This window comes from Pseudomonas sp. TE6288, assembly GCF_054062095.1.
Map to the genome: position 1 here is coordinate 20,990 of NZ_JBSSEW010000018.1, position 24,576 is coordinate 45,565.

Genomic DNA, 24,576 nt, shown 5'->3' on the forward strand with positions numbered 1-24,576 from the left:
AACAGTGGTCTGACAACCTTCAGGAGCGCTTCATGATTCGCCCGTGTTCCCCTCGCAATGCCACCCTGCGCCATGCCATCCACGCTGCCGCCCTCGGCCTGGGCATGGCCTGCGCAGGCGTGCTGCCGACAGTCGCCGTCGCCGCGCCCGCCAGCCAGAGCCAGCAGCGCGACTGGAACATCCCGGCCGGCCCGTTGGCTGCCGCGCTGGACCAGATGGCGCGCCAGGGTGGGCTGAACCTGTCGTTCGACGCCGGCAGCCTGCAGGGCAAGGCCACTCAAGGCGTGCAGGGCCGGCATGACAGTGCGCAGGCATTGCAGATTCTGCTGCAGGGCAGCGATGTGCAAGTCCAGCAGGAAAGCGATAAGAGCTTCCTGCTGATACCCGCCCTGGAGGTGGGCGATGCCCTGCAACTGGGCGCCACCAGCATCTCCAGCAACCGCCTGGGCGAGACCACCGAGCACAGCGGCTCCTACACCACTGGTGCGGTGACCATCGGCAAGACGCCGCAGAGCATCCGCCACACCCCGCAATCGGTGACCGTGGTCACCCGCCAGCGCATCGACGACCAGAACATCACCAACCTCACCAACCTGCTCGAGCAGACCCCTGGCGTGGTGGTCAACCTGACCGACAGCGAGCGGGTGCAGTACTACTCACGCGGCTACCAGATCGACGCCATCCAGTACGACGGCGCCACCGTGGTGCAGAGCAGCGGCGGTGGTTCGTTCATCCAGAGCGATTCGGCGATCCTCGACCGCGCCGAGGTGTTGCGCGGCGCCACCGGCATGCTGCGCGGCGCCGGCAACCCCTCCGGCACCGTCAACCTGGTGCGCAAGCGCCCCACCCATGAGTTCCAGGGCGAAGGCAGCGTCACCCTCGGCACCTGGGATGCCCAGCGCTACGTCGCCGACCTTTCCGGCCCCTTGACCGAAACTGGCAACGTGCGTGGCCGGGTGATCGCGGTGCATGACGAGAAGGACCACTTCCAGCAATCGCGCCAGGAGCGCAAGGATGTGCTGTACGGGGTCATGGCCTTCGATCTCGACGACAGCACCACCCTGACCACTGGCCTTGAGTGGACCCAGCTCGACGCCACCGGCGCCTGGGGCAACCTGCCGGCCGACTACGACGGCTCGCCACTGCCGTTCAGCCGGAGCACCTACCTGGGCGCCGACTGGAACCGCTGGAACCGCAGCAACCTGCAGACCTTCGCCGAGCTCGAGCACCGTTTCGACAATGACTGGACGCTCAAGCTGATGGCCCAGCGCACTCACTTCGAGCTGGACGACAACGGTTTCAAGCAGACCTACTTCAGCCGTGCCACCGGCACCGCCAACCCGACCCGCAACCCTTACCTGATGAGCTACCAGGTCACCGAAGGCGATGGCGGCGAGAGCCTGCAGAACAACCTCAGCGCCACCCTCAACGGCCCGTTCGATTTGCTCGGCCGCAGCCACGAGCTGATGCTGGGTGTCGAGCGCATCCGCAACGACTCCTACGCCTCGGCCACCAACAATGTGCAATCGGGCGTGTTCGACATCCGCACCTGGGACCCGAAGACCAGCCTGGCCAACCCGAGCATCGACATCACCGCCCACCCGGTACGCACCCGCACCACCCAGGAAGGCGCCTACGCCACCTGGCGCATCTCCCTGGCCGATCCGCTCACCGCGATCATCGGCGCCCGCGCCAACTGGTACGACTACGAGCAGGAAAACAACACCAAGGCCAACGGCAAGTTCAGCGTCGACAACGAGATCGTGCCGTACGCCGCGCTGATCTATGACCTCAACGAGAACTTCAGCACCTACGCCAGCTACACCGAGATCTTCAACCCGCAGACCAACACCGATGCCGCAGGCTCCGTGCTCGAGCCGGTCACCGGCGAAGCGTACGAGACCGGGATCAAGGGTGAGTTCTACGAGGGCCGGCTGAACACCTCGCTGGCGTTCTTCCGCATCTACCAGGTCGGCAACGCACTGGACGACCTCAGCGGGCCGAACCCGTGCCTGCCCAACTACACCAGCGGCTATTGCAAGGTCGCCGCGGGCAAGAACCGCAGCCAAGGCTTCGAGCTGGAGATTTCCGGCGAAGTGCTGCCGGGCTGGAACGTGACCGGCGGCTACACCTACAACACCACCGAATACCTCAAGGACACCACCGGCAACAACGGCAACCCTATCCGCACCACCGACCCCAAGCGCATGCTGCGCCTGTTCACCAGCTATCGCCTGCCAGGCGAGCTGCAGGCCTGGACCGTGGGCGGCGGCGTGCAGGCGCAGAGCGCCATCTACAACCGCAGCGGCACAGCCGAAGCTTCGCAGTCGGGGTATGCGGTGTACAACGCGATGGTGAACTACCGCTTCAACGACAACTATTCGTTGCAGTTGAACGCCAACAACCTGTTCGACAAGAAGTACTACCGCCAGGTGGCGCCAACGCCGACCGGGTACTACTGGGGCGACCCGCGCAATGTGTCGGTGACCTTGCGCGGAACGTTCTGAGCTGACCATGGCCATCGCGGGCCTGCCCCGCGATGGCTGGGGATCAGTCCGCCACTGCCTGAAGCTTGCCTGCCCGGCGATAGGCCTGGCGGGCGAAGCACACGAACAGTCCCGCCATCAGCGCCAACGCCATGGGCAAGCCATGGGGCGCCACGTCCATCGCCGCGCCGCTGACCAGCGGCCCGACCAGGCTGCCGACGCCCCACAACAGGCCGACACTGGCATTGGCGGTCACCAGGTCCTGTCCCCGGAAACGCTGACCGATCAACACCAGGGCCAGGGTGTAGATGCCCCCCGCCACCGCGCCGAGCACCACCAGCAGCGGCCATAGCAGCCAGGTCATCTGCAGCAGCCACGGCAAGGCGATGCCGATACTCATCGCCACCAGCCCGCACACCAGGTGCAGCCCGGTACGCTCAACCCGGTCGGCGAGCCAGCCCAGCGGCAGCTGGAAGAGCATGTCGCCGGCGAACACCACGGTCACCATCAGCGCCGCCACGCCCACGGCGAAACCATGGCTGGTGGCGTACACCGGCAGCAGCGACAGCACCACGGCATCGAAGAACGAGAAGAACAGCACCGCCACGCACAGGGCCGGGGCCACACGGAAGAAACCGGCCAGGCCGAAGCTCTTGGCGTCTTCCTCATGCTCGACATGATCGTTGGGCACGGTGAACAGGATGCACAGCAAGGCCAGGCCATAACAGAGGGTGACCACGCCGGTCAGCCATGGGCTATTGGCGCCCAGCAGCGCCAGCAACGCTGGGCCAAGTACCTGGAAGCCGGTGAAGCTGGTGGCATACAGCGCCATGATCTTGCCGCGGTTGTGCTCCGGGCACAGCTCGTTGACCCACGACTCGCCAAGGATGATCGCGATGCCCATGCCGATGCCCAGCCCAAGGCGCAGCAGCGCCAACCACAGCATCGAGTCGAAGGCCCACTCGAGCAAGGCGATGCTCAGGGTGCACAGGCTGAAGCTGAGCAGGTAGATGACGCGGCGGGTCAGGTACTTGCAGCAGGCATCGACCATGAACGCCGAAAGCATCATGCCCGCCGCCGGGATCGCCGAGATGATGCCGATCTCCAGCGTCCCCGCCCCCGCCTCGTGCAGGCGCAACGACACCAGCGGCAGGCTCGCCCCGAGGCTGAAACCCACCACCGACACGGCGAACAACAGGCCCGCCAGCAAACGCATGTTCATGTACCACTCCTTGCAAGCCGGCGAACAGGGGCTCTGGCCCTGGCCGACTGGAAAATCCGCTGAAAGATGTTCGAACGCAGACGCCCGCCGTCACGCCGGGAAGGCGCGCTACGCAGGGGCGCGGATCAGTTCAGGGCAAGGTGTGGCGAGAAGGTGAAGGCGAACAGCACGCTGCGTCGACGCTTGAGCACCGTGTCGCTCGGCCACGCGCGGCGCGCTGTCGGGGCGACAGGCTGGCGGTGTGGGCGAAGGCTACGGGTACGGCGCATTGCATCGGCTACGCAGGTATTGAGGAGGCGGCACTCTAGGCCAAGGTGATCCAGACCGTCAATCGCCACAGTGGCTTCGCCCTCTCTGTAGACGCCGCCGCGCTACAACGCCCGCTGAAAGTCGTAAGCGGAGAAGTGGTGATTTTTTAAGACTTTCCCCATTCCCTGTAGTCCATTTCCCAAACATACTCCCAAGCCCTTTCAAGCCATTGCGGTGCTCTGGGTTGGCCTCTAGTCTCGGGCGGTCGCTGCAAAATCAGCGACCGGCTTTGACAGGCCGACTTAGGTTTATTCCCGTGGCTTAGCCTTATATGGCGGCTGTGCGTGGGGCACTTTTGTGCGCCGGGTTTTGGGATACCTACCGGTCTGTCAACCCATGTACAGCTGCCACCTTCTTGTTTGACAGCAGGCGTGTGGTGGCCCTATCCAGGTGCCCCAAAATGCTTAAGATTGTCCCCGATCCACCCCACAACCCTCACTCCCTCGAAGACACCCTCATCCAGGCCACCGAGTACGCCCTGTGCGCGTTGACCGTGGCCCATCATGCCGTGCAGCTCAAGCCCAGGTCGCCGGCCGCCGTGTTGATGACGGCGTCGATGCATGAAATGGAGTCGCTGCGTGTGTTGCTCGAAGCGGCGTTGATCCAGGTGCAGATGCCGGCACAGGCGCCGACGCTGCATTAGGCACCGACCATTTCAGGGAGAACAACCATGACCACAGACGACATCCACACCACCGTCGGCAAGACCAAGTTCTACCAGGGCGAAGGCATGACCGAACCGCTGTTCTGCATCGAGCCCGGCATCCCTTGCCAGCACGCCCGCGATCAGGCCTCGGAGTTGATGGGCTGCGTGCGCGACCTGACCATCACCGGGATCATGGAAGAAAAGCCCCAGCTGCTCTGGGCGTCGTATTACCTGAGCGCGTTGGCCAAGGCGCTGATGGATGATGCCGAGCTAGGCATGAAGCGCTGACACCTCAAAAGCATCGCGCAGGCAAAACGCCTGAGCACAAACGTCCGGGCGCCGGCTTGTCGCGGCGGCGAAAGGGGCGCACAGCGCCCCTACCCTCTCAGCGCTTGCCGGTGGAAGGCAAGAACACCGCCAGCAACCCAAACAACGGCAGGAACGAGCAAACCCCGTACACATACTCGATCCCACGCAGGTCGGCCACATACCCCAGCAGCGCCGCGCCGATCCCGCCAAACCCGAACATCAGCCCGAAGAAGATCCCGGCGATCATCCCGACATTACCCGGTACCAGCTCCTGGGCATACACCACGATGGCCGAGAACGCCGAAGCCAGGACGAAACCGATCACCACGCTGAGCACGGTGGTCCAGAACAGGTCGGCATAGGGCAGCGCCAGGGTGAACGGTGCCACGCCGAGGATCGAGAACCAGATCACCGCCTTGCGCCCGATGCGGTCACCAATGGGCCCGCCAAAGAAGGTGCCCGCCGCCACCGCGCCTAGGAACAGGAACAGGTGCAGCTGCGAACTGGCCACCGACAGCTGGAACTTCTCGATCAGGTAGAAGGTGAAGTAGCTGGTGAAGCTGGCCATGTAGAAGTACTTGGAAAACACCAGCAGGCCCAGCACCACCAAGGCCATCATCACCCGCTGCCGCGAGATGCCGTGGGTGGCCTGCACCGCCTTGCGCGCCTTGGCCTGGTTCAGGTGCTCCTTGTACCAGCGGCGCAGCATCAGGGTCACGGCAAAGAAGAACAGCCCGGCCACGCCGAACCAGGCCACGTGGGTCTGGCCAAAGGGAATGACGATTGCCGCCGCCAACAACGGGCCAAGGGCGGAGCCGGCGTTGCCGCCAACCTGGAAACTCGACTGGGCCAGGCCGAAGCGCCCGCCCGAGGCCAGCCGGGCAATGCGCGAGGTCTCCGGGTGGAAGGTCGAGGAGCCGATGCCCACCAGCGCCGAGGCCAGCAGGATCATCGGGAAGCTGCCAACGAAGGCCAGCATCACGATTCCCACCAGGGTGCACAGGGTGCCCAGCGGCAACAGGTTCGGCGTGGGCCGCTTGTCGGTGAAGAAGCCCACCCACGGCTGCAATAACGAGGCAGTGATCTGGAAGGTCAGGGTTATCAGGCCGATCTGGGCGAAGCTCAGGTTGTAGTTGGCCTTGAGCATCGGGTAGATCGCCGGCAGAACCGCCTGGATCAGGTCGTTGATCAGGTGCGCCAGGGCGCAGAAACCAATGATGCTCATCACCAGCGGCGTGGCCGGGTTTGCCGGGCTACTCGCGCTGGAAGTCGGTGTGCTGCTGATGGCCATGGGCTGGATGTCCGTCTGCGGGTCGGGATCCGATTATCGTGAAACAAATAGATACGAAGCTACCTTTTTATTTACGCGAGCCTTCCATCCGACACGTACTTGTAAATAATTCTCAATATATTTAGCATCCTTTCTCCTCTTCCCTGTGAACGCTGGGCGAAACCGCCCGCCCTCTGCGAGCAGACCGATCCCATGAGCCCGATGCCCGCCTTGCAGCCCACGCCCGACCCCGAGCAGGAAGCCCTGGACTGGTTCTCACGCCTGCGCCAACCCGGCTGTGACGAGACCCTGCGTCAGGCGTTCGCCAGCTGGTGCCAGGACCCGCTCAACGCCAGGGCGTATGCCCAGCTCGAAGCTTACTGGCAACAGTTGCAGGTGCCGGCAGCCCGGCCACGACCACGGGTCGCCAAGGTGCGCCGCAGCCGTGCCGGGCTGTGCCTGGCGCTGCTGTTCCTGATGCTGGTGGCGGCACTCGCCTGGATTTACTGGCCGCTGATGCAGCGTCTGGGCAGCGAATTGCACACCGACAGCGGCGAACGCCGCAGCGTGCGCCTGGCCGACGGCTCGACCCTGCACCTGGACAGCGCCAGCGCGATGAATGTCGACCTGCGTGGCCGCACCCGCCAGTTGCATCTGGTACAGGGCCAGGTCTACCTGGAGGTGAGACTCGATGGCCGGGCCATGGAGGTGCAGGTCGATGACACCCGGATCCAGGTGTTCGGCACTCGCCTGCAGATCGCCCGCCATGCCGAGTACGACGAACTGGTGGTGCTCAGCGGCAAGGCCGCGGTCCTGCAGGGCGGTGACCAGCGCATGGTCAGCGCCGGCGAACGGGTGACGTTCAGTGAATCCCGCATCAATTCCGTCGAGAAGATCGACGCCAAGCTGGTCGATGCCTGGCGCAACGGTCAGTTGAAGGCCCGGAACCTGCCGCTGGGCGAAATATTGGAGCGCCTGGCCAACTACCGTGGCCAGCGTGTCTGGATGATGAACGAGCCAACGGCCTACCAGCGGGTCAGCGGTGATTTCGACCTCGACCACCCGGCGCAGAGCCTCGAGCGCCTGGCCGCCGATCAGCAATTGCGGCTGCACAACCTGTTTGGCCACTGGCTGATCGTGCGCTGAAGCGCCCCTTCTCGGCTAAGCGTTTGAAAGGTTGGAAAATTTTTTTGAAAACGTTGTTGACAGGATCGCGATTCGAGCTAATAATGCGCGCCAAGTTGGCTACATAGCTCAGTTGGTTAGAGCATAGCATTCATAATGCTGGGGTCCGGGGTTCAAGTCCCTGTGTAGCCACCACCTTCTAAAAGGGCTTATCGAAAGATAAGCCCTTTTTCTTTGCCCGCGAAAACGTTACTTCACTCCCGCCACCACCACGGCCAGCCCCAGGCCGATCAAGGCCACCCCGATTACCCGGTCAACCGTGCGCTGGCGCTCGATCATCGCCGCACGCAATCGCGCACTGGAGAAGAACACCGCCACCAGGCTGAACCAGGCCCAATGGGCGAACGACATGAACGCACCATAGGCGAAGTCCAGCGCCAGCGGGCTGCCCGGCCGCACTACCTGGGTATAGGCGCTGACCACGAACAGCATGGTCTTGGGGTTCAAGGCGTTGGTCAGAAAGCCCGTGCGCAACGCGCTCGCCACGCTGGACGCACCTTGCGACAGGCCGTCTAGCTCAATGCGCGTGGTATTGGTCAGCGACTTGTAGCCCAGGTAGAGCAGGTAGCCCGCCCCTACCACCTTCATGGCCAGGAACAGTGTGGGGGTTTGGCTGATGATCACGGCAATGCCAAGCACGGTGTACAGCACATGCACCTGCACACCCAGGGCGATGCCCGCCGCAGCGGCGAGACCGGCCGTGCGGCCTTGCGCGTAACTGCTGCGGGTAACCATGGCGAAGTCGGCACCAGGACTGATGACGGCCAGGATGGTGAACAGGGCAACGGCGATGAGTTCGTTCACAAACAGGGATCCTCGATGAAAATTCACGGAAGATGGGATTATCCTGTTACCTGGAACGAGTAAAAATCGATTTATAGTCTGGCTAATCTGCTAGTTTTACTCACCTATCTGCATTGAATCGACTGGCCTATCGCGGGGCAAGCCCGCTCCCACGCGTGGGAGTGGGCTCGCCCCGCGATAAAGCCAGAACAGGCCAGCCCATGAAACAGCCTCCCCTTACCGCCTTTCGCTACTTCGACATCGCCGCCCGCACTGAAAGCTTCGTGCGCGCCGCCGAGCACCTGCATGTCACCCACGGCGCCGTCAGCCGCCAAGTGCGCCTGCTCGAGGAAAGCCTCGGCGTGGCTTTGTTCGAACGGCGCAACCGGGCAATCTTTCTCACCCCCGCCGGGCGCGAGCTGCACAGCACCACCCAGTCGATCTTCGAGCAATTGGAGGGCGCCGTGCAGCGCCTGCAACAGCAGGCTGAAGACAACGTGCTGGTGGTCTCCTGCGAGCCGACCATCGCCATGCGCTGGCTGATCCCGCGCCTGCCGCGCTTTCACGCCGCACACCCCGACCTGCAACTGCACCTGGTGGCGGCCGGCGGGCCGGTGGACTTCGCCCGTGGCGGCATCGACCTGGCACTGCGCCGGGACGACTTCCACTGGGATCGTCAGCTGCACAGCCTGAAAATCTGCGATGAGTGGATCGGGCCGGTAGCAAGGCCAGACCTCAACGGCCAACGCCTGCTCCATAGCAGCACTCGCCCCGATGCCTGGGCGACGTGGCTGCGTCTGAGCGGCCAGCACCTCCCGCACAGGACACGCAGCGACTTCGAGCACTTCTACCTGTCGCTGCAGGCCGCCAGCGCCGGCATGGGGATGGCCATCGCCTCGGCACTGATGGTGTGCGATGAGCTGAGCAACGGCCAGATGGAGGCCCCTTTCGGCTTTTTGCGCGACGGCTCCAGCTATCACCTGCTTAGCCCGCTACCACTGGACGACGGCAGCAAGCGCCAGCGCTTCGCCCAGTGGGTCGGTCAAGAATGCCGTATCTGCCTCGCTCACCTGGGCTTGCTGCAGAACGACGAACCGGCCCCGCCATCGCCGCCCCAGGTGCGATAGCCGGCCGTGTCGATATGGATGCGCCCCGAGGGGTAACGGCCAAGCCCCATGTTCCAGGCCCGGCCGTGCTGCTGCCAGAAACGACACAGCGGGTTCGGGTCGGCCCAGGACGGCAGCAGCAGGTCGACGGCGAAGGCGCGCATGTGCGCGCTGCTCGGCGCGCCGCCGGCACAGGCATTGAGCCGGGGATCGCGGTAGGCCGACACCACTTCGAACTGGCGCAGGACACCCTGCTGGTCCAGGGTCTGGATCAAGGCCAGCGTCGAGCGCACCGCCGGCCAATGGCTCGCCGGCGGCACCGCAAAGGGTGAAGCCTGGCACAGGCGCCAGTCCGAGGCCGAGCGCAGCAACTGATGGATCGGCACCACGCCATACAGCCGGGCGTCCACCAGCATTTCACGAAACCGGCGGTTCTCGTGGTCCCCGGCCCACTGGGCGAACATCCACACATCGCGTTCATCGGCCTGGACCGTACCCAGCCCGATCAGCGCGCTAGCCAATAGCCATATCCTGGCGCTTTTCATTCCCCCACCTCTTCATCCACCATGGGCGGTCCGCCGTCCTGGCGGCCACTGACAAGGAGTTAAGCATGCACAAGATTGCTGTATCGGGCCTGGCCGCCCTCGCCTTCAGCGGCCTGGCCATGGCCGACGCGCAGATCGACCTGGGCGATGCCCAGCGGGTCACCCGGTTGTTCGCCTACCCCAACAACTGCAACGTGATCTGCTACCGCGACTGGTCACTGGAGAAGACCGTCGAGCACTACCTCACTCAGAGCGTGCAGCGCGACGGCTATGCCAATGCCAAGGTCACGGTGAACCGCGACAACGACAAGCTGCACGCCAGCATCACCGACGTACCGGTGAGCTACGCCGAACCCTTGCGCAAGCTGCTCGACAGCGGCGAGCTGGCCTACCAGGGCGCCACCCGCCTCAACCAGAAAGGCGGCTGGGACTATAGCTGGTACCTGTTCCTGCCCTTGGGCATGGCCCTGGAGAATCGCCGCAGCATCGAGTTGCTGCACTTCCCGCCGGACTATTCGCTGACCCGCTACCAGGACTACCTCAAGTCCAACACCACCGACCGCTGGGCGGAGCTTCTGACCTTCAATGGTGTCGAGGCTACCCAGACCCCGGCCTACCAGACCATCGTCGACATCGCCCCGATCGCCGCGCCGGCCAGCGCCGGCAAGGACCTGGAAGGGGTCTACAGCTACTTCAACGACTACCAGGTGCGCATGGTCAAGGAAGTGGCCCTGACCCACGATGGCAAAGGCGCCTTGCCGATGGTCGCGTTCGGCGCGCCGGTACGGGCCTGGATCCAGCAACAGTATGGGCCGAAGGTGAACGTGCTCGGCCTGGTGAGCATCAGCCCCGAGGCCAACAGCGCCAAGGTGCCCGTGCTCGGCGCCAACCACCCGAGCGCGATCTGGTACGCCGCCGACCCGAAAAGCTACGACGGCGACCAGGACAAGGCCGATGCGGCCGGTTTGAAGATGATGGGCCAGGACCTCTCCGCAGCCTGCTGGCAGGCCGGCATGGGGCGCAATCCCCAGGCCGATGCCAAGCTCACCCTGGATGCCTGCACCAGCAAGTGGCAGGTCACCCAGAAGAAGCAGACCTGCGAACTGTTCTACCGCACCATTCGCGAGATGACCCCGGAGCAGGCGGCGGCCAAGTGCAATACCGGGGCGGTGACGCGCAGCTTGCGAGATCTGCGTAAACCAATCGAAGTGCAGCACCCAGAGATCTGAGTCACTTGCACAAGGGGCCGCGTAGCGGCCCCACTACAAGACAGCTCGCGAAATCAATCGTCGAGCAGCGTACAGGCCATCACCAGCGCATCTTCCCGCCCACCCGCCATCGGATAGTAGTCACGGCGCCGACCGACTTCATTGAAGCCATAGCGCTCGTACAAGCGATACGCCGACTGGTTGCTGGCGCGCACTTCCAGGAAACACTCGCGACCATTGAGCTGGTAGGCCCGCGCCATCAGGTGTTCGAGCAGGCGCAGGCCCAGGCCACAGCCCTGGTTTTCCGGCTTGACGGTAATGTTGAGCAGGTGCGCCTCATCGATGATCACGTTGATCACGCCGTGGCCGACCTGCTGCTGGCCGTCGAACATCAGCCACACTTCGTAGGACTTCAGTGCATCTTGAAAGATGCCGCGGGTCCAGGGATGGCTGAAGGCGGCATATTCGATCTTCAGCAGGGTATCCAGATCCGCCTCGGTCGCCGGGCGGAAACTGATCGAGTCACTCATTCAACACATTTCCAGCGCGCCATCAGCTGGCGCATGGCTTTCCAGACGTCCGCCTTGCGCTGCGGCTCGTCCATCAACAGTTCAAGGCCGGGCAAGGCCCAGGCATCGCCGAGCAGGTCGACCTTGAGTTCTCGGTAATAGGCTTCGTCGTCGGCCTGGCCGGCGAAGCGAATGGCCGGCAGGCCGATCAGCCACAGGCAGGCGCACGGCGCCTCTTCCAGGCGCGCGGCGATAAAGCCCTGGACAAAGTCCCGGGCGGCGTCCGGGCCCTGGTCCATGTTGCCGCGCATCAGCAACGGCCAGCGTACTGGCTCGCCAATGATCTGCGGGGCGTTCGGCAGGCCGGCGGCGCGTAGCATGTCCTTGAGCAGCAGGTAGGACGGGTCGCGACTCTGGAACGGCTGGCCGGTGGCCAGCTCCACCAGCAACAGGCAGTCGCCGGCACGCAGCAACTGCAGGGCGAAGCGTGGTGGTGGCACGGGCGCCGGACGCGACGCGGGAGGCTCTGCCTCGGCCTCGATCGGCTTGGCGGCGACTTTCGGCGCGCTGCCCGGGCGCGGGATCTCGATCTTCGGCCGCTCGGCACGCGCCTGAGGGGCTGCCGGGGTGGCGCTCGGCGCAGCTGCAGGAGCGGCCGGTCTCACCTCGAAGTCAACCTCATCGACCGGCGCCACCGGTAACAGCAGCTCTGGCCGCGACGGCGCGGCGAACGGCAGTTCGGCGCGCGGCAGCCAGTGCACCACTTGCATGGCGGACAGGTAGGCGCGGCGGCGGGACTCGATCAGCAAGGCGCGGGTATCCGGTGGATAGTCGAAACAGTCGGGCATTCTAACGCTGTTGACCTGGATGCGCCGCAACAGATTGTCGGCCATCGCGGGGCAAGCCCGCTCCCACGCCTGCCTTAGGACGTGGGAGCGGCTTGCCCCGCGATGAGGCCGGTGAATCCCCCAAAAGGATCAGGGTTATCCCCATAACAGACCAAGGGGTGAAATCCTCCCCCCCGGATGCAGTACAATCGCCGCTTTTATTTGGCAACGAGTCGACCCGCCAATGATCGAACCCAAGCGCGTCCTGCGCGCCCTAGCCGAACACTGGGCCTTGATCGAGCCGCTGTGCGAGCGCTTCGACCAGGGCACCCTGAGCCTGGTCGAGCTGCGCCAGCAACTGGCCCGCCAGCAGGTGGAAAGCACCCCGCAGGACATCACCCAGCTGCTTGACGTGTGGATCCGCCTGGACATCCTGGTCCCGGTGGCCAAAAGCCCCAACCGTTTCGAGCTCAACGCGCAGATCCACGACTTCCTCGCCTACCTGCGCCGCGAGCACCGGCTGGGCCTGTGCCTGGAGATCGAGGCCTACCTGCGCCACCTGGAGCGCCTGGCCGGGCATATCCAGGACGCCTTCGACAACCGCGACAGCGACGACCTGGCGCGCCAGTTGCGCCTGCTCGACATGCGCGTGCGCGATGTACTGAAGAAGCTCGACAACGACGAGCAGGCGCTGGTGGCCGTGGCCGAGCGGGCCAAGACCAGCAACCGCCAGATCCCTCTGCGCCAGCGCTACGCCGAAGTGCTGGCGACCTGGGACGAATACGTCGAGCCGATGATCCAGCTGGTCAACGCCGATGGCGCCTTCGAGCAGGGCGTGCGCAAGGTCGAGACCGTGCTGCTGCGGCTGCTGGGCGAGCAGGCGCGCCTGGGGCATCTGGTCGACGACGACATGCTGCTGCGTACCCACGCGCGCATCCTCGAGATGCAGACCAGCGCCCAGCTGACCTTGCGCCACGCCCGCGAGCTGCTGCTGCCGCTGCGTGAAGAGGCGCGCCGGCACAACGCTGTTACCCGAGGCGCCGCCCTGGCCCTGTCGGTGATCCGCAAGAAGGGCATCGACGCCGTGCCGCAGGCGGCCATGCCGATGTTCACCCGCCCGCAGAGCACCTTCCTCGGCAGCGCCAGCCAGGTCGAGGCCTACGTCTACGCCCTGGCCCGCTTCGAGCCCAAGCCCGCGCGCTTCCCCAAGGCGCACAAGACGCAAAAGGGCCCGCTGCCCCGCGCCCCGCGCACGGTCAAGGAAATGCTCGAACGTTGCGAAGACGCCCTGCCGCTACCGGACCTGATGGTCTGGCTGCTGGAACAGGAGCCTGAAGGCGCCACCGACGAACTGCTGTACTGGTTCTCGCGTCTGTCGCGCGAGAAACGCTTCAGCCGCGAGCGCCTCGATCGCCAGCAATACCTCACCCGCGAACACCTGGTCAGCCTGCACTCCTACGCCCTGACCTCCAGCCGCGACAAGCCGGCGACCACGACCGAATCCACCGCGAGCCCCACCCATGCATCTTGATCTTTCCGAACTGTCCCAGCTCGCGCCGATCTTCCGCGAGCTGTTCAAGGGCTTCCACGTCAGCCGCCGCGACCCGGAGCTGTACGCCCAGCTGTCGAACTTCCAGGACCAGTACCGCACCCTGTTCAAGGCCCTGGGCTTCGAGCTGGTGTGCGATACCCGCGGCTTCTACTACTTCGTCCCCGAGCAGGCCGCCGCGCAGGTCAACAAGACCGCCCAGCGCCTGTCGCTGTTCACTTTCATCCTGGTCGAGCACCTCGCCGACCAGGGACGCGACCCGATGGCCGTGCTCGACGGTGGCAGCATCGGCCGCGACGAACTGCCGTCGCTGCTGGACAAGTACCGCGACCTGTTCCTGCAGGCCGAGGTGCAAACCGTCGACGAGCTCGAAGAAAAGATCATGCGCCGCATGAGCCAGCTCGGCTTTGCCCACGAGGAAGGCGGCATCTACCGCTTCCTGCCGCCGATGCACCGCTTTCTCGACGTATGCCTGTCGGTCCAGCAGGACCGCGACCTGGCCGCCACCCTGCACAGCGACCTGCCGCTGCCGGTACCCGTGCTGGTGGTGGAAGAGACGCCCGAAGAACTCAACCGCACCGACGACCCGCTCGACCTCACCCCGTTCGACGGCGAGGAAAGCGAAGAGGATGCCCTGGCTCGGGCGATCCGCGAAGAGCAACAGGAGATTGACGCATGAGCCAGGAACGCTACGGCATCCGCCGCTTCGCACTGCTCAACACCGCCGGCTACAGCCTCGGCCTGTTCCCCCTGGAACACCCGCTGTCGGTCTATGGCGCCAACAACCTGGGTAAATCGGCGTCGATCAACGCCCTGCAGTTCCCGATCCTGGCGCGCATGTCCGACATGAGCTTTGGCAAGTACAGCCTGGAGCAGTCGCGGCGCTTCTACTTCGCCAGCGACACCAGCTACATCCTCACCGAACTGAACCTGCCCCACGGCCCGCACGTGATCGGCGTGGTCGGCCGCGGGCCGGGTGGCGGCTTCGGCCACCAGTTCTTCGCCTATCAAGGCGAGCTGGACCTGGCCCACTACCAGAAAGACGATACCTGCCTGCGCCAGAAAGAGCTGTTCACCAACCTCGAGCGCCATGGCCTGAAGGCCTACGAGCTCAAGCCGGACGAACTGCGCCGGCTGCTGGTCGGCGGCCACACCTCGGTGCCGCTGGACCTGACACTGATCCCGCTGCGCTCGACCAGCGAACAGAGCCTGAAGACCTTCCGCGCGCTGTTCATCAACCTGCTGCACATGCGCGAAATCACCGCCGCCAAGCTCAAGCAGCTGTTCCTCGACGCCTTCGAACACAGCCTGCGTTCAGGTAGCGTCGACTACATCGCCGCCTGTGAAGAGGCGTTCCGCGACGTGCGCCGCATGGAGGGCGACTACAACGCCCTGGTGGCTGCCGGCCCGCTGGTCGAGGCCCTGGCCGGCGGCGTGGCCCAGCGCGACATCCTGCGCGGCAAGCTGCACCGCATCTCGCCGCTGCTCGACAACCTGCTGGGCACCTGGCAGGAATACGCCATGGCGCGCAAGGAAGAGCTGGTAATCCAATCCGAGCACTACCGTGGCGAGCAGGACCGCCTGCAGAACGACCAGCGCGGCGGCACCCAGGAGCTGATGCGCCTGGAGCGCGAGATCACCGGTATCCAGCGCTGGCTGGGCGAGCTGTCGGTGCTCAAGCACCGCTTCGCCCTGGTCACCGACGTCAAGGTACTGGAGCAGCAGCTGCTGGCCGCCAAGGACGCCCACGATGAACTGGCCGGCGCCCTGGCCCAATCGCGGCAGTTCTCCGCCGAGGACCTCGACGAGCGCGTGCGCGACCTGGAAAAACGCGTCAAGGCGGTCAAGCAGCAGCTCGACCACGCCGACAACAACAGCTACGCCCGCCTGCGCGAAGAGTTCTCGCAGCAGGACGTGGACCGCCTGATGCGCCTGTTCAACGGCGCGCTGTTCAGCCTGCCGATGGGTGACCGCGGCATCGAGCTGGACGACAGCGACGTGTGGGTGAAAACCCTGGAAGGCGTGCTCGACCGCTTCAAGGGCGAGCGCTTCGAAGTGCCAGGCCTGTCCATCGACATCTCGCACATTGACCCACCCGCGTTGCAGGCCTTGGCCGACCGCGCCGCCCTGCGCGACCAGAAGGAACGCCTGGAGAAAGAGCTCAAGCAGCTCAAGACCCAGCAAGCCGTGGCCCTCGACCGCGCCGCCAGCAAGGCGCAGACCGAGGCGCTGTACCAACAGGTGCTGGACGCGCAGAAGGCCCTGGAGGACTTCCGCCGCACCGAAACCCTGGCCGCCGAAGAGCCGGAAAAAATGGAGCAGTTGGGCCAGCTGGAAGCGGCCCAGGACGAGCTCAAGCGCTCCAGCGACGCCTTCACCGAGCGCGTCCAGCAGCTGTCGGCCAAGTTGCAACTGGTGGGCCGACAGATCGCCGACCTGGAAGCCAAGCAGCGCACCCTGGAAGACGCCCTGCGCCGTCGCCAACTGCTGCCGGCCGACCTGCCGTTCGGCACGCCGTTCATGGAGGCGATCGACGACTCCATGGACAACCTGCTGCCGCTGCTCAACGACTACCAGGACAGCTGGCAGGCCCTGCAGCGCGTGGACAACCAGATCGAGGCGCTGTACGCCCAGGTGCGCCTGAAGGGCGTGGCCAAGTTCGACAGCGAAGACGACATGGAACGCCGCCTGCAGCTGCTGATCAACGCCTACTCGCACCGCACCGAGGAAGCGCTGACCCTGGCCAAGGCCCGCCGCGCCGCGGTCACCGACATTGCCCGGACCCTGCGCAACATCCGCAGCGACTACGACAGCCTCGAGCACCAGCTGGCGCTGTTCAACCGCGAGATCAACAAGCGCCAGGTGTCGAACCTGGAGAGCTTCCGCGTGGTGCTGGCACCGAACAAGGAAGCGCTCAAGCACATCGACCAGATCATCCACAGCGCCGGCCAGTACGAGGAAGGCGAGACCCTGTCGGTGTTCGACCTGACCCAGAGCGCCGAGCAGGATCACAAGAACGAAGAGGCCAAGGAGTACCTGGCGCGGCTGGTGGCGGCCAACCACAACCAGCTGGGCCTGAAGGACCTGTTCGAACTGGCCTTCGAGATCACCAAGATCAACAGCCAGCCGGTGATCCACGCCGACATCGATGGCGCCGCGTCCAACGGCACCACCATGACCATCAAGGCGCTGACCAACATGTATCTGTTGCTGCACCTGATGGACCGCGACCTGGCCGGGCGCATTCGCCTGCCGTACTACCTCGACGAGGCGGCGGACATCGACGAACGCAACCAGGCCGCGTTGCTGGAGACGAGCCAGCAGCTGGGCTTCGTGCCGATCCTGGCGAGCGTGAAGCCGCAGGTGTCGGCGCGGGTGGCGATCGACCTGGAAGGTGGTAGCGGGCCGAACGGCATCTACATCGACGAGGCGGACTGGAAGTACATCAGCCGTCGCGACGAGGTGAAGGCGATCGTGCGTGAGGATGAGGCCGAAGAGCTGGCCTGATCAGGAGTATTGGGGCCGCTTTGCGGCCCATCGCGGATGAATCCGCTCCTACAGACAGCGCAATGTCTGTAGGAGCGGATTCATCCGCGATGGGAGGCCGAAGGCCTCCCCAAATTCAGGAGTTCACTGCTGTGCCCAAGGCACGATCGGAATCGCCGTCACCGCATTCTGCGGGCTGCCTTCGATCACGCGGTCGCTGTACACCAGGTACACCAACGTGTTGCGCTTCTTATCGAGGAAACGCACCACCTGCATGGTCTTGAATACCAGCGAGGTGCGTTCCTTGAACACCTCCTCGCCATCCTTGAGCTCACCCTTGAACTGGATCGGCCCAACCTGACGGCAGGCAATCGACGCCTCGGCACGGTCCTCGGCCAGACCCAACCCACCTTTCAGGCCACCGGTCTTGGCTCGCGAGAGATAGCAGGTCACGCCATCGACCTTCGGGTCGTCGAACGCCTCGACCACGATGCGGTCATTCGGCCCGACGAACTTGAACACGGTGGACACCTGGCCGATTTCCTCGGCCCCGGCCAGCAGCGGCAGCGCCAGCGCGGCGGCAGCAATCAATCCTTTAAGCACTTGCATCTCCTTCAGACCAACACCAGGTTGTCGCGGTGCACCAGCTCAGGCTCGGCGCTGTAGCCCAGCAGGCTCTCGATGGCATCCGACGGCTGGCCGATGATCTTCTGCGCCTCCAGGGCGCTGTAGTTGGCCAGGCCACGGGCCACTTCCAGGCCGTCGGGACCGACGCAGACCACCATCTCGCCACGGCGGAAACTGCCCTGCACGGTCTTCACGCCAACCGGCAGCAGGCTCTTGTTCGATTCGCGCAGCGCCTTCACGGCACCGTTGTCGAGCACCAAGGTGCCACGAGTCTGCAGGTGCCCGGCCAGCCACTGCTTGCGCGCGGCGAGCATGCCACGCTCGGGCGACAGCAGGGTGCCCAGGCGCTCGCCGGCCTTCAGGCGGTCGAGCACGCGCTCGATACGACCACCGATGATGATGGTGTGCGCACCGGAACGGGCGGCCAGGCGCGCGGCGCGCAGCTTGGTCTGCATGCCACCACGGCCCAGGGCGCCGCCGGTGCCGCCGGCCACGGCGTCCAGCGACGGGTCGTCGGCGCGGGCTTCGTAGATCAGCTGGGCTTCGGGGTTGTTACGCGGATCGGCGTCGAACATGCCGTCACGGTCAGTGAGGATCACCAGCAGGTCGGCTTCAACCAGGTTGGCCACCAGCGCCGCCAGGGTGTCGTTGTCGCCAAAGCGGATTTCGTCGGTGACCACGGTATCGTTCTCGTTGATCACCGGCACCACGCCCAGGTCGACCAGGGTACGCAGGGTGCTGCGGGCGTTGAGGTAACGCTTGCGGTCGGAAAGGTCGTCGTGGGTCAGCAGGATCTGCGCGGTGTGCTTGCCGTGCTCGCCGAAGCTCGACTCCCAGGCCTGCACCAGGCGCATCTGGCCGAGCGAGGCGGCGGCCTGCAGCTCGTTCATCGCGCTCGGTCGCGTGGTCCAGCCCAGCTGGCTCATGCCCGCCGCCACGGCCCCGGAGGAGACCAGCACCAGTTCCACGCCCGCTTCACGCAGGGCCACCATCTGCTCGACCCAAACCGCCATGGCGCCCCGGTCGAGGCCCTTGCCGTCGGCGGTCAGCAGCGCGCTGCCGATCTTCACGACCCAGCGCTTGGCGCCAGTCACCTTGCTTCGCATCTTCTCTTCCAACCTATGTCGAATCTGTAGATACCTTGGATACAAAAACGCCGCTCCAGAGAGCGGCGTTTAGTGTACTGCAACCGATCAGTCGCGCACGTAAATGATTTCCGGGCCGTCTTCGTCGTCCTCGAAATCATCCCAGTCGTCATCATCACCGATGTCGTGCACGCTCTTGACGCCGGTGCGACGCAGGGTGCGGGCGTCGTCCAGGGCCTGCAGCTGGGCACGGGCTTCGTCTTCGATACGCTGGTCGAGCTCGGCCAGCTCTGCGGCGTAGGCCGGGTCGTTGGCCAGGCGGTCGGCGCGGTCTTCGAGATAGCGCATCAGGTCATGGCTGAGCTTCTCGGTGCCCTGCTTGGCGATAGCCGAGATCACGTACACCGGGCCATCCCAGTTCAGGCGCTCGACCACTTCCTTGACGCGCTCGTCACGCTCGTCGTCCATGATCATGTCGGCCTTGTTCAGCACCAGCCAGCGCTCACGGTCGACCAGCGCCGGGCTGAACTGCGCCAGCTCGTTGATGATCACCTCGGCGGCGTCGGCCGGGCTGCTGCCATCCAGCGGCGCCAGGTCGACCAGGTGCAGCAGCACGCGAGTACGGGCCAGGTGCTTGAGGAAGCGGATACCCAGGCCCGCGCCTTCGGAGGCGCCTTCGATCAGGCCGGGGATGTCGGCGATAACGAAGCTCTTCCAACGATCGACGCTGACCACGCCCAGGTTCGGCACCAAGGTGGTGAACGGGTAGTCGGCGACCTTCGGCTTGGCAGCCGAGACCGAGCGGATGAAGGTGCTCTTGCCGGCGTTCGGCAGGCCCAGCAGACCGACGTCGGCCAGGACTTTCATTTCCATCTTCAGGTCGCGCTGGTCGCCCGGCTTGCCTGGAGTGGTCTGGCGCGGCGCACGGTTGGTGCTCGACTTGAAACGGGTGTTGCCCAGGCCGTGCCAGCCGCCTTGGGCGACCATCAGCTTCTGGCCCGGGGTGACCAGGTCACCGATCACTTCCTGGGTGGAGGCGTCGATCACGGTGGTGCCGACCGGCACGCGCAGGAACAGGTCCTCGCCTTTCTTGCCGGTGCAATCGGTGCTGCCGCCGTTCTGGCCGCGCTGGGCCTCGTGGTGGCGGGTATAGCGGTAGTCGACGAGGGTGTTGAGGTTCTCGTCGGCCACCATGTACACCGAGCCGCCGTCACCGCCGTCGCCGCCGTTGGGGCCACCGTTCTCGATGAATTTCTCGCGGCGGAAGCTCATGCAACCGTTGCCGCCGTCACCGGCTTTTACTCGGATCGATACTTCGTCTACAAACTTCATTCAAAACCGCCTCTCGTCGGACGACGAGTCGAAAACCAGAAAACCATGAGGCTCTTGCAAAAATGAGCGCGGCGGCCCCGTACGAACCAGAAACCAACGCCGGCAGCCCAGACAAACAGCTTTGCAAGAGGCTCACCACAAACGAAAAAGCCCCGTCGCATGACGGGGCTTCTGGAGCGACGTCGCGATTAAGCGGCGACGATGCTCACGTAACGGCGCATGAACTCGCCTTTCTTCTCGAACTTGATCACGCCTTCGATCTTGGCGAACAGGGTGTGATCCTTGCCCATGCCAACGCCGTAGCCAGCGTGGAATTCGGTGCCGCGCTGACGGACGATGATGTTGCCAGGCTTGATGACCTGACCGCCATACATCTTCACGCCAAGGCGTTTCGATTCTGAGTCGCGACCGTTACGAGTACTACCACCAGCCTTCTTGTGAGCCATGGTTCAATTCTCCAATAAATTCAGGGGATCGGGGCGATTAAGCCTGGATACCGGTGATTTTGATTTCGGTGAACCACTGGCGGTGGCCCATGCGCTTCATGTGGTGCTTACGACGACGGAACTTGATGATGCGAACCTTGTCGTGGCGGCCTTGCGAAACGACTTCGGCCACTACTTTAGCACCAGCAACAACTGGAGCACCGATGGTGACTTCTTCACCGTTGGCGACCAGCAGAACGCGATCGAAGGTCACGGATTCGCCAGTAGCGACTTCCAGTTTCTCGATCTTGAGGAATTCACCTTCAGCGACTTTGTACTGCTTGCCGCCGGTAACGATTACTGCGTAAGACATGGTATTTCTCCGATAATCCTGCTCACCCAGCGCTTTATATGATGAGTATTGGCTGGCATGGCTGCACAGGGCTGGAACGGCCCGGTGCAATTGCGTAAGGCAGGTGCTGCCCAGGAAGTTAGGGTGCGCGATTGTACGCAACCCCATAAATGCTTGCAAGTACCGGCCCGGGGCCACGGCCACCGCGCCTTGACACACCGGTACCTGCGACCTAGCATGCCGCGCAACCTCAATGGAGCAGCCGATGCAACCCCAAACCTTCTACCGCGCGGTAGCTGATGACTTCAGCGCCGTCGACGAGATCATCAAGAAGCAGCTGACCTCGCGCGTGCCGCTGGTATCGAAGATCGGCGACTATATTACGTCCGCCGGCGGCAAACGCCTGCGCCCACTGCTGGTGCTGCTGTGCGGCAAGGCCCTGGGCCGCGAGGGCGACGACCTGCGCCTGCTGGCGGCGACCATCGAGTTCCTGCACACCGCCACCCTGCTGCACGACGACGTGGTCGACATGTCCGGCATGCGCCGTGGCCGCTCCACCGCCAATGCCCTGTGGGGCAACGCGCCGAGCGTGCTGGTGGGCGACTTCCTCTATTCGCGCTCGTTCGAGATGATGGTCGAGCTGGGCTCGATGCCGGTCATGCAGATCCTCTCCAAGGCCACCCGGGTGATCGCCGAAGGTGAAGTGCTGCAGCTGTCGCGCGTGCGCGACGCCAGCACTACCGAGGAGATCTACATGGACGTCATCCGCGGCAAGACCGCGATGCTGTTCGAAGCCTCGACCCACAGCGCCGCGGCCCTGGCCGGCGCCACGGACGCGCAGCGCGAAGCCCTGCGCACCTTCGGCGACCACCTGGGGGTGGCCTTCCAGCTGGTCGACGACCTGCTCGACTACAAGGGCGACTCCGAGACCCTGGGCAAGAACGTCGGTGACGACCTGGCCGAAGGCAAGCCGACCCTGCCGCTGATCTACACCATGCGCGAAGGTACCGCGGAGCAAGCCGCGCTGGTGCGCCAGGCGATCCAGAAGGGTGGCCTGGAGGACCTGGAGCAGATCCGCATCGCCGTCGAGGCGTCCGGCGCCCTGGACTACACCGCGCAGATGGCCCGCGACTACGTCGCCCGCGCCATCGCCTGCCTGGAAGTGCTGCCGGCCAGCGAGTACCGGGATGCACTGGTAGAGCTGAGCGAGTTTGCAGTAGCGCGTACGCACTGATACATCGCATCACCCCTATCGCGGGGCAAGCCCGCTCCCACGCCAGCACATCATGGCGTGGGAGCGGGCTTGCCCCGCGATGCTTTTGTGCAGGAAATCACTAAACCCTATACAATGTGCGCCTTTACCCGCCTGTACTTGAAAGGAAAAGCCGTGAGCACTCTGCCACCCTGCCCCCAATGCAACTCCGAATACACCTATGAGGATGGCACCCAACTGATCTGCCCCGAATGCGCCCACGAGTGGTCGGCCAACGGCGAAGCCGAAGCCGCCAGCGACGACGTGGTGAAAAAGGATTCGGTCGGCAACGTCCTGCAGGACGGCGACACCGTTACCGTGATCAAGGATCTCAAGGTCAAGGGTTCGTCCCTGGTGGTCAAGGTCGGCACCAAGGTCAAGAACATCCGTCTGTGCGACGGCGACCACGACATCGACTGCAAGATCGACGGTATCGGCGCGATGAAACTCAAGTCCGAGTTCGTGCGCAAGGTCTGATCGCCTGCCCTTCGGGGCTGCCCAACGGGCGGCCCTGACAGATCCTGCAACAGGATCGCGGGGACCATTCGGAAGAATTCTTCCAATAGTCTCTTGCTATTTTGATAATAAGAATTATTCTCATTGGAACCGCTATCCAAGGAGAGTAGCCATGACCTATCTGATCGACGCCTGGCTCGACCGCCCCCACCCTTACCTGCGTATCCTGCATCGCGAGACTGGCGAAGTCTGCGCCGTGCTCGAGGAAGACGCGCTCGATGAACTGCGCGACCAGGGCGACCTGGACCTCATGGGGCTGAATTCGAGTGAGCCAGGAGTGCTCAAGGAGCTGGTGAGGAACCTGTTCCTGTTTTGCTATGCGCGGGCATTGCGCCCGGGGGGAACGGATTGGAACTGAATTTAGCAGGCCTGCCCCCATCGCCGGCAAGCCGGCTCCCACACTGATCGCAACGACCTAAGGTCTTGTGCTGTTCCTGTGGGAGCGGGCTTGCCCGCGAATAGGCCGCAGAGCGGCCCCGAAGGTGTTACAGAACGTCGAGCAGCTCGACGTCGAACACCAGGGTGCTGTGCGGCGGGATGCTGCCGACGCCCTGGGCGCCGTAGGCCAGCTCGCTCGGCACGTACAGGCGCCATTTGCTGCCGGCATTCATCAGTTGCAGGGCCTCGGTCCAGCCGGCAATCACACCGCCAACCGGGAATTCGGCAGGCTGGCCACGATCGTAGGAGCTGTCGAACACGGTGCCGTCGATCAGGGTGCCGTGGTAGTGAGTACGCACGTTGTCTTCGCGGGACGGCTTGGCGCCGTCGCCTGCGGTCAGCACTTCGTACTGCAGGCCCGAGGCCAGGGTCACGATGCCTTCACGCTTGGCATTGTCAGCCAGGAATTCCTTGCCGGCGGCAGCGGCGGCTTCGGCCTTGGCAGCAGCTTCGGCCTGCATCACTTCACGGATGACCTTGAAGGCCGCCGACAGGTCTTCTTCGCTGACGCGGCTGTCGGCGCCGTTGAAGGCGTCGGTCAGGCCGGCGACGATGGCGTCCAGGTTGACGCCCGGTGGCGGGTTGTCGCGCAGCTGGCCACCCAGCTGACGGCCGATGCCGTAGCTGACGCGGGATTCGTCGGTGGACAGGATGAGTTCGGACATTGGCGTGCTCCGCTTGAGGGCGCACTGCATCCGCGCCCTGATGAAAAGGGCGAGCAGCCTAGCACACTGGCGCCGCGCGAAGCAGCTACCAGGCCGAACGCTGGGAAATCGGGACTTTGAGGTCTTCTTCCGGGTGCGTGCCCATGCCGCACATCTCGTCCTGCACGGACCAGTGCACCAGGTTCAGCGACAGCAGGGGGATCGATTGCAGAAGCAGGCGCGCATCCTCGACCGAATGCACGCGCAAGCGTTGACCACGCGGGTCGTCGAGTGGGTGGGCGCGGCCCTTGACCCGGGCCTCGAGCAGGTAATCACCGCCTTCGATGGCGACCAGGTTGAGTTCGTCGACATGGCCAGCCCTGGCCTCGGTATTGAGCTGATGCAGGTTCATGGGCGCACCTCGCTGCGGGAACCACGCATGAGTGCTCATTTTTTGTACAGACC

At 64.4% G+C, this 24,576-nt stretch carries 26 protein-coding genes and 1 tRNA gene; 13 read left to right on the forward strand and 14 right to left on the reverse strand.

The features are described from left to right. Positions 1-32: 32 nt before the first annotated feature. The gene (locus tag ACVWY1_RS19480) at positions 33-2,507 is read left to right on the forward strand and encodes a TonB-dependent siderophore receptor (protein ID WP_277502865.1); all 2,475 of its coding nucleotides are present in this window, start codon (positions 33-35) and stop codon (positions 2,505-2,507) included. Positions 2,508-2,550: 43 nt separating this feature from the next. On the opposite strand, the gene ACVWY1_RS19485 is transcribed toward ACVWY1_RS19480, so the two are convergent. Next, the gene (locus ACVWY1_RS19485; RefSeq protein ID WP_277502864.1) at positions 2,551-3,708 is read right to left on the reverse strand and encodes an MFS transporter; all 1,158 of its coding nucleotides are present in this window, start codon (positions 3,706-3,708) and stop codon (positions 2,551-2,553) included. 125 nt (positions 3,709-3,833) lie between these two features. Continuing rightward, positions 3,834-3,977 carry a hypothetical protein gene (locus tag ACVWY1_RS19490; RefSeq protein ID WP_177485986.1) on the reverse strand — a complete coding sequence of 48 codons (144 nt, stop codon included), beginning with the start codon at positions 3,975-3,977 and terminating at the stop codon, positions 3,834-3,836. Positions 3,978-4,417: 440 nt separating this feature from the next. Here ACVWY1_RS19490 and ACVWY1_RS19495 point away from each other — a divergent pair, with 440 nt between their 5' ends. Further along, the gene (locus ACVWY1_RS19495) at positions 4,418-4,660 is read left to right on the forward strand and encodes a hypothetical protein (RefSeq protein ID WP_277502862.1); all 243 of its coding nucleotides are present in this window, start codon (positions 4,418-4,420) and stop codon (positions 4,658-4,660) included. A 27-nt stretch (positions 4,661-4,687) separates the two neighbouring features. Further along, entirely contained in the window at positions 4,688-4,951 is a 264-nt protein-coding gene (locus ACVWY1_RS19500; protein WP_102683851.1) for a DUF3077 domain-containing protein, read from the forward strand. Positions 4,952-5,048: 97 nt separating this feature from the next. Here the strand turns inward: ACVWY1_RS19500 and ACVWY1_RS19505 are convergent, their stop codons facing one another. After that, positions 5,049-6,263: an MFS transporter gene (locus tag ACVWY1_RS19505; RefSeq protein ID WP_258701143.1), complete on the reverse strand. Its 1,215-nt coding sequence runs from the start codon at positions 6,261-6,263 to the stop codon at positions 5,049-5,051. Positions 6,264-6,464: 201 nt separating this feature from the next. On the opposite strand from ACVWY1_RS19505, the gene ACVWY1_RS19510 reads away from it, so the two are divergent. Beyond that, on the forward strand, positions 6,465-7,388 hold the full coding sequence (locus ACVWY1_RS19510) for a FecR family protein (protein ID WP_431197018.1): 924 nt from the start codon (positions 6,465-6,467) through the stop codon (positions 7,386-7,388). Between the two features lie 97 nt (positions 7,389-7,485). Then, positions 7,486-7,562: transfer RNA gene (locus ACVWY1_RS19515), tRNA-Met, on the forward strand. 54 nt (positions 7,563-7,616) lie between these two features. Here the strand turns inward: ACVWY1_RS19515 and ACVWY1_RS19520 are convergent. After that, a complete protein-coding gene (locus ACVWY1_RS19520; protein ID WP_139668546.1) occupies positions 7,617-8,231 on the reverse strand; it encodes a LysE family translocator in 615 nt (204 codons plus the stop codon). Positions 8,232-8,431: 200 nt separating this feature from the next. Here ACVWY1_RS19520 and ACVWY1_RS19525 point away from each other — a divergent pair, with 200 nt between their 5' ends. Next, on the forward strand, positions 8,432-9,337 hold the full coding sequence (locus ACVWY1_RS19525; protein WP_277502853.1) for a LysR substrate-binding domain-containing protein: 906 nt from the start codon (positions 8,432-8,434) through the stop codon (positions 9,335-9,337). Here ACVWY1_RS19525 and ACVWY1_RS19530 read toward each other — a convergent pair. After that, positions 9,277-9,861 carry a YcbK family protein gene (locus ACVWY1_RS19530; RefSeq protein ID WP_177431937.1) on the reverse strand — a complete coding sequence of 195 codons (585 nt, stop codon included), beginning with the start codon at positions 9,859-9,861 and terminating at the stop codon, positions 9,277-9,279. The genes ACVWY1_RS19525 and ACVWY1_RS19530 overlap by 61 nt on opposite strands. A gap of 65 nt (positions 9,862-9,926) precedes the next feature. Here ACVWY1_RS19530 and ACVWY1_RS19535 point away from each other — a divergent pair, with 65 nt between their 5' ends. Next, on the forward strand, positions 9,927-11,090 hold the full coding sequence (locus ACVWY1_RS19535; RefSeq protein WP_457378658.1) for a hypothetical protein: 1,164 nt from the start codon (positions 9,927-9,929) through the stop codon (positions 11,088-11,090). Between the two features lie 53 nt (positions 11,091-11,143). Here ACVWY1_RS19535 and rimI read toward each other — a convergent pair whose 3' ends face one another. Then, entirely contained in the window at positions 11,144-11,599 is a 456-nt protein-coding gene (rimI, locus tag ACVWY1_RS19540; RefSeq protein ID WP_457378659.1) for a ribosomal protein S18-alanine N-acetyltransferase, read from the reverse strand. Further along, complete coding sequence (locus ACVWY1_RS19545; RefSeq protein ID WP_457378671.1) at positions 11,596-12,387, reverse strand: energy transducer TonB; 792 nt, start codon at positions 12,385-12,387, stop codon at positions 11,596-11,598. Before ACVWY1_RS19545 ends, rimI begins: the two co-directional genes overlap by 4 nt. 262 nt (positions 12,388-12,649) lie before the next feature. Here ACVWY1_RS19545 and mksB point away from each other — a divergent pair, with 262 nt between their 5' ends. The 3 genes from mksB to mksF are packed head-to-tail and all read left to right on the forward strand — an operon-like array spanning position 12,650 to position 17,461. Continuing rightward, positions 12,650-13,936 carry an Mks condensin complex protein MksB gene (mksB, locus tag ACVWY1_RS19550; RefSeq protein ID WP_277502847.1) on the forward strand — a complete coding sequence of 429 codons (1,287 nt, stop codon included), beginning with the start codon at positions 12,650-12,652 and terminating at the stop codon, positions 13,934-13,936. After that, the gene (gene mksE / locus ACVWY1_RS19555; RefSeq protein ID WP_046857180.1) at positions 13,926-14,633 is read left to right on the forward strand and encodes an Mks condensin complex protein MksE; all 708 of its coding nucleotides are present in this window, start codon (positions 13,926-13,928) and stop codon (positions 14,631-14,633) included. Before mksB ends, mksE begins: the two co-directional genes overlap by 11 nt. Further along, the gene (gene mksF / locus ACVWY1_RS19560; RefSeq protein ID WP_102683858.1) at positions 14,630-17,461 is read left to right on the forward strand and encodes an Mks condensin complex protein MksF; all 2,832 of its coding nucleotides are present in this window, start codon (positions 14,630-14,632) and stop codon (positions 17,459-17,461) included. The genes mksE and mksF overlap by 4 nt, the downstream gene beginning before the upstream one ends. A gap of 123 nt (positions 17,462-17,584) precedes the next feature. Here mksF and ACVWY1_RS19565 read toward each other — a convergent pair whose 3' ends face one another. From ACVWY1_RS19565 to rplU, 5 genes are all read right to left on the reverse strand, one after another. After that, entirely contained in the window at positions 17,585-18,049 is a 465-nt protein-coding gene (locus ACVWY1_RS19565; RefSeq protein WP_110702513.1) for a CreA family protein, read from the reverse strand. Between the two features lie 5 nt (positions 18,050-18,054). Then, positions 18,055-19,173: a glutamate 5-kinase gene (gene proB, locus ACVWY1_RS19570; protein WP_110702511.1), complete on the reverse strand. Its 1,119-nt coding sequence runs from the start codon at positions 19,171-19,173 to the stop codon at positions 18,055-18,057. 87 nt (positions 19,174-19,260) lie between these two features. Then, positions 19,261-20,484, reverse strand: coding sequence for an Obg family GTPase CgtA (gene cgtA / locus ACVWY1_RS19575; RefSeq protein ID WP_023631407.1), 1,224 nt, complete (start codon positions 20,482-20,484; stop codon positions 19,261-19,263). A 188-nt stretch (positions 20,485-20,672) separates the two neighbouring features. Beyond that, positions 20,673-20,930 carry a 50S ribosomal protein L27 gene (gene rpmA, locus ACVWY1_RS19580; protein ID WP_003247464.1) on the reverse strand — a complete coding sequence of 86 codons (258 nt, stop codon included), beginning with the start codon at positions 20,928-20,930 and terminating at the stop codon, positions 20,673-20,675. Positions 20,931-20,967: 37 nt separating this feature from the next. After that, complete coding sequence (gene rplU / locus ACVWY1_RS19585; protein ID WP_003247466.1) at positions 20,968-21,282, reverse strand: 50S ribosomal protein L21; 315 nt, start codon at positions 21,280-21,282, stop codon at positions 20,968-20,970. A gap of 244 nt (positions 21,283-21,526) precedes the next feature. Between rplU and ACVWY1_RS19590 the strand changes: the two genes are divergently transcribed. From ACVWY1_RS19590 to ACVWY1_RS19600, 3 genes are all read left to right on the forward strand, one after another. After that, positions 21,527-22,495, forward strand: coding sequence for a polyprenyl synthetase family protein (locus tag ACVWY1_RS19590; protein WP_102683861.1), 969 nt, complete (start codon positions 21,527-21,529; stop codon positions 22,493-22,495). A 153-nt stretch (positions 22,496-22,648) separates the two neighbouring features. Beyond that, a complete protein-coding gene (locus tag ACVWY1_RS19595; RefSeq protein ID WP_046857186.1) occupies positions 22,649-22,990 on the forward strand; it encodes a zinc ribbon domain-containing protein YjdM in 342 nt (113 codons plus the stop codon). Positions 22,991-23,141: 151 nt separating this feature from the next. Continuing rightward, the gene (locus ACVWY1_RS19600; RefSeq protein WP_038707330.1) at positions 23,142-23,387 is read left to right on the forward strand and encodes a PA4570 family protein; all 246 of its coding nucleotides are present in this window, start codon (positions 23,142-23,144) and stop codon (positions 23,385-23,387) included. A 127-nt stretch (positions 23,388-23,514) separates the two neighbouring features. Here the strand turns inward: ACVWY1_RS19600 and ACVWY1_RS19605 are convergent, their stop codons facing one another. Then, positions 23,515-24,132 carry an FKBP-type peptidyl-prolyl cis-trans isomerase gene (locus ACVWY1_RS19605; protein ID WP_110702505.1) on the reverse strand — a complete coding sequence of 206 codons (618 nt, stop codon included), beginning with the start codon at positions 24,130-24,132 and terminating at the stop codon, positions 23,515-23,517. Positions 24,133-24,217: 85 nt separating this feature from the next. After that, entirely contained in the window at positions 24,218-24,523 is a 306-nt protein-coding gene (locus tag ACVWY1_RS19610; protein ID WP_457378660.1) for a DUF6482 family protein, read from the reverse strand. Positions 24,524-24,576: the final 53 nt, after the last annotated feature.

Excerpts from the sequence above, each read along its gene's own strand:
- ACVWY1_RS19480 (WP_277502865.1), top strand. The coding sequence starts at position 33 with ATGATTCGCCCGTGTTCCCCTCGCAATGCCACCCTGCGCCATGCCATC.
- ACVWY1_RS19485 (WP_277502864.1), bottom strand. The coding sequence starts at position 3,708 with ATGAACATGCGTTTGCTGGCGGGCCTGTTGTTCGCCGTGTCGGTGGTG.
- ACVWY1_RS19490 (WP_177485986.1), bottom strand. The coding sequence starts at position 3,977 with ATGCGCCGTACCCGTAGCCTTCGCCCACACCGCCAGCCTGTCGCCCCG.
- ACVWY1_RS19495 (WP_277502862.1), top strand. The coding sequence starts at position 4,418 with ATGCTTAAGATTGTCCCCGATCCACCCCACAACCCTCACTCCCTCGAA.
- ACVWY1_RS19500 (WP_102683851.1), top strand. The coding sequence starts at position 4,688 with ATGACCACAGACGACATCCACACCACCGTCGGCAAGACCAAGTTCTAC.
- ACVWY1_RS19505 (WP_258701143.1), bottom strand. The coding sequence starts at position 6,263 with ATGGCCATCAGCAGCACACCGACTTCCAGCGCGAGTAGCCCGGCAAAC.
- ACVWY1_RS19510 (WP_431197018.1), top strand. The coding sequence starts at position 6,465 with ATGCCCGCCTTGCAGCCCACGCCCGACCCCGAGCAGGAAGCCCTGGAC.
- ACVWY1_RS19525 (WP_277502853.1), top strand. The coding sequence starts at position 8,432 with ATGAAACAGCCTCCCCTTACCGCCTTTCGCTACTTCGACATCGCCGCC.
- ACVWY1_RS19530 (WP_177431937.1), bottom strand. The coding sequence starts at position 9,861 with ATGAAAAGCGCCAGGATATGGCTATTGGCTAGCGCGCTGATCGGGCTG.
- ACVWY1_RS19535 (WP_457378658.1), top strand. The coding sequence starts at position 9,927 with ATGCACAAGATTGCTGTATCGGGCCTGGCCGCCCTCGCCTTCAGCGGC.
- rimI (WP_457378659.1), bottom strand. The coding sequence starts at position 11,599 with ATGAGTGACTCGATCAGTTTCCGCCCGGCGACCGAGGCGGATCTGGAT.
- mksB (WP_277502847.1), top strand. The coding sequence starts at position 12,650 with ATGATCGAACCCAAGCGCGTCCTGCGCGCCCTAGCCGAACACTGGGCC.
- mksE (WP_046857180.1), top strand. The coding sequence starts at position 13,926 with ATGCATCTTGATCTTTCCGAACTGTCCCAGCTCGCGCCGATCTTCCGC.
- mksF (WP_102683858.1), top strand. The coding sequence starts at position 14,630 with ATGAGCCAGGAACGCTACGGCATCCGCCGCTTCGCACTGCTCAACACC.
- ACVWY1_RS19565 (WP_110702513.1), bottom strand. The coding sequence starts at position 18,049 with ATGCAAGTGCTTAAAGGATTGATTGCTGCCGCCGCGCTGGCGCTGCCG.
- proB (WP_110702511.1), bottom strand. The coding sequence starts at position 19,173 with ATGCGAAGCAAGGTGACTGGCGCCAAGCGCTGGGTCGTGAAGATCGGC.
- cgtA (WP_023631407.1), bottom strand. The coding sequence starts at position 20,484 with ATGAAGTTTGTAGACGAAGTATCGATCCGAGTAAAAGCCGGTGACGGC.
- rpmA (WP_003247464.1), bottom strand. The coding sequence starts at position 20,930 with ATGGCTCACAAGAAGGCTGGTGGTAGTACTCGTAACGGTCGCGACTCA.
- rplU (WP_003247466.1), bottom strand. The coding sequence starts at position 21,282 with ATGTCTTACGCAGTAATCGTTACCGGCGGCAAGCAGTACAAAGTCGCT.
- ACVWY1_RS19590 (WP_102683861.1), top strand. The coding sequence starts at position 21,527 with ATGCAACCCCAAACCTTCTACCGCGCGGTAGCTGATGACTTCAGCGCC.
- ACVWY1_RS19600 (WP_038707330.1), top strand. The coding sequence starts at position 23,142 with ATGACCTATCTGATCGACGCCTGGCTCGACCGCCCCCACCCTTACCTG.
- ACVWY1_RS19605 (WP_110702505.1), bottom strand. The coding sequence starts at position 24,132 with ATGTCCGAACTCATCCTGTCCACCGACGAATCCCGCGTCAGCTACGGC.
- ACVWY1_RS19610 (WP_457378660.1), bottom strand. The coding sequence starts at position 24,523 with ATGAACCTGCATCAGCTCAATACCGAGGCCAGGGCTGGCCATGTCGAC.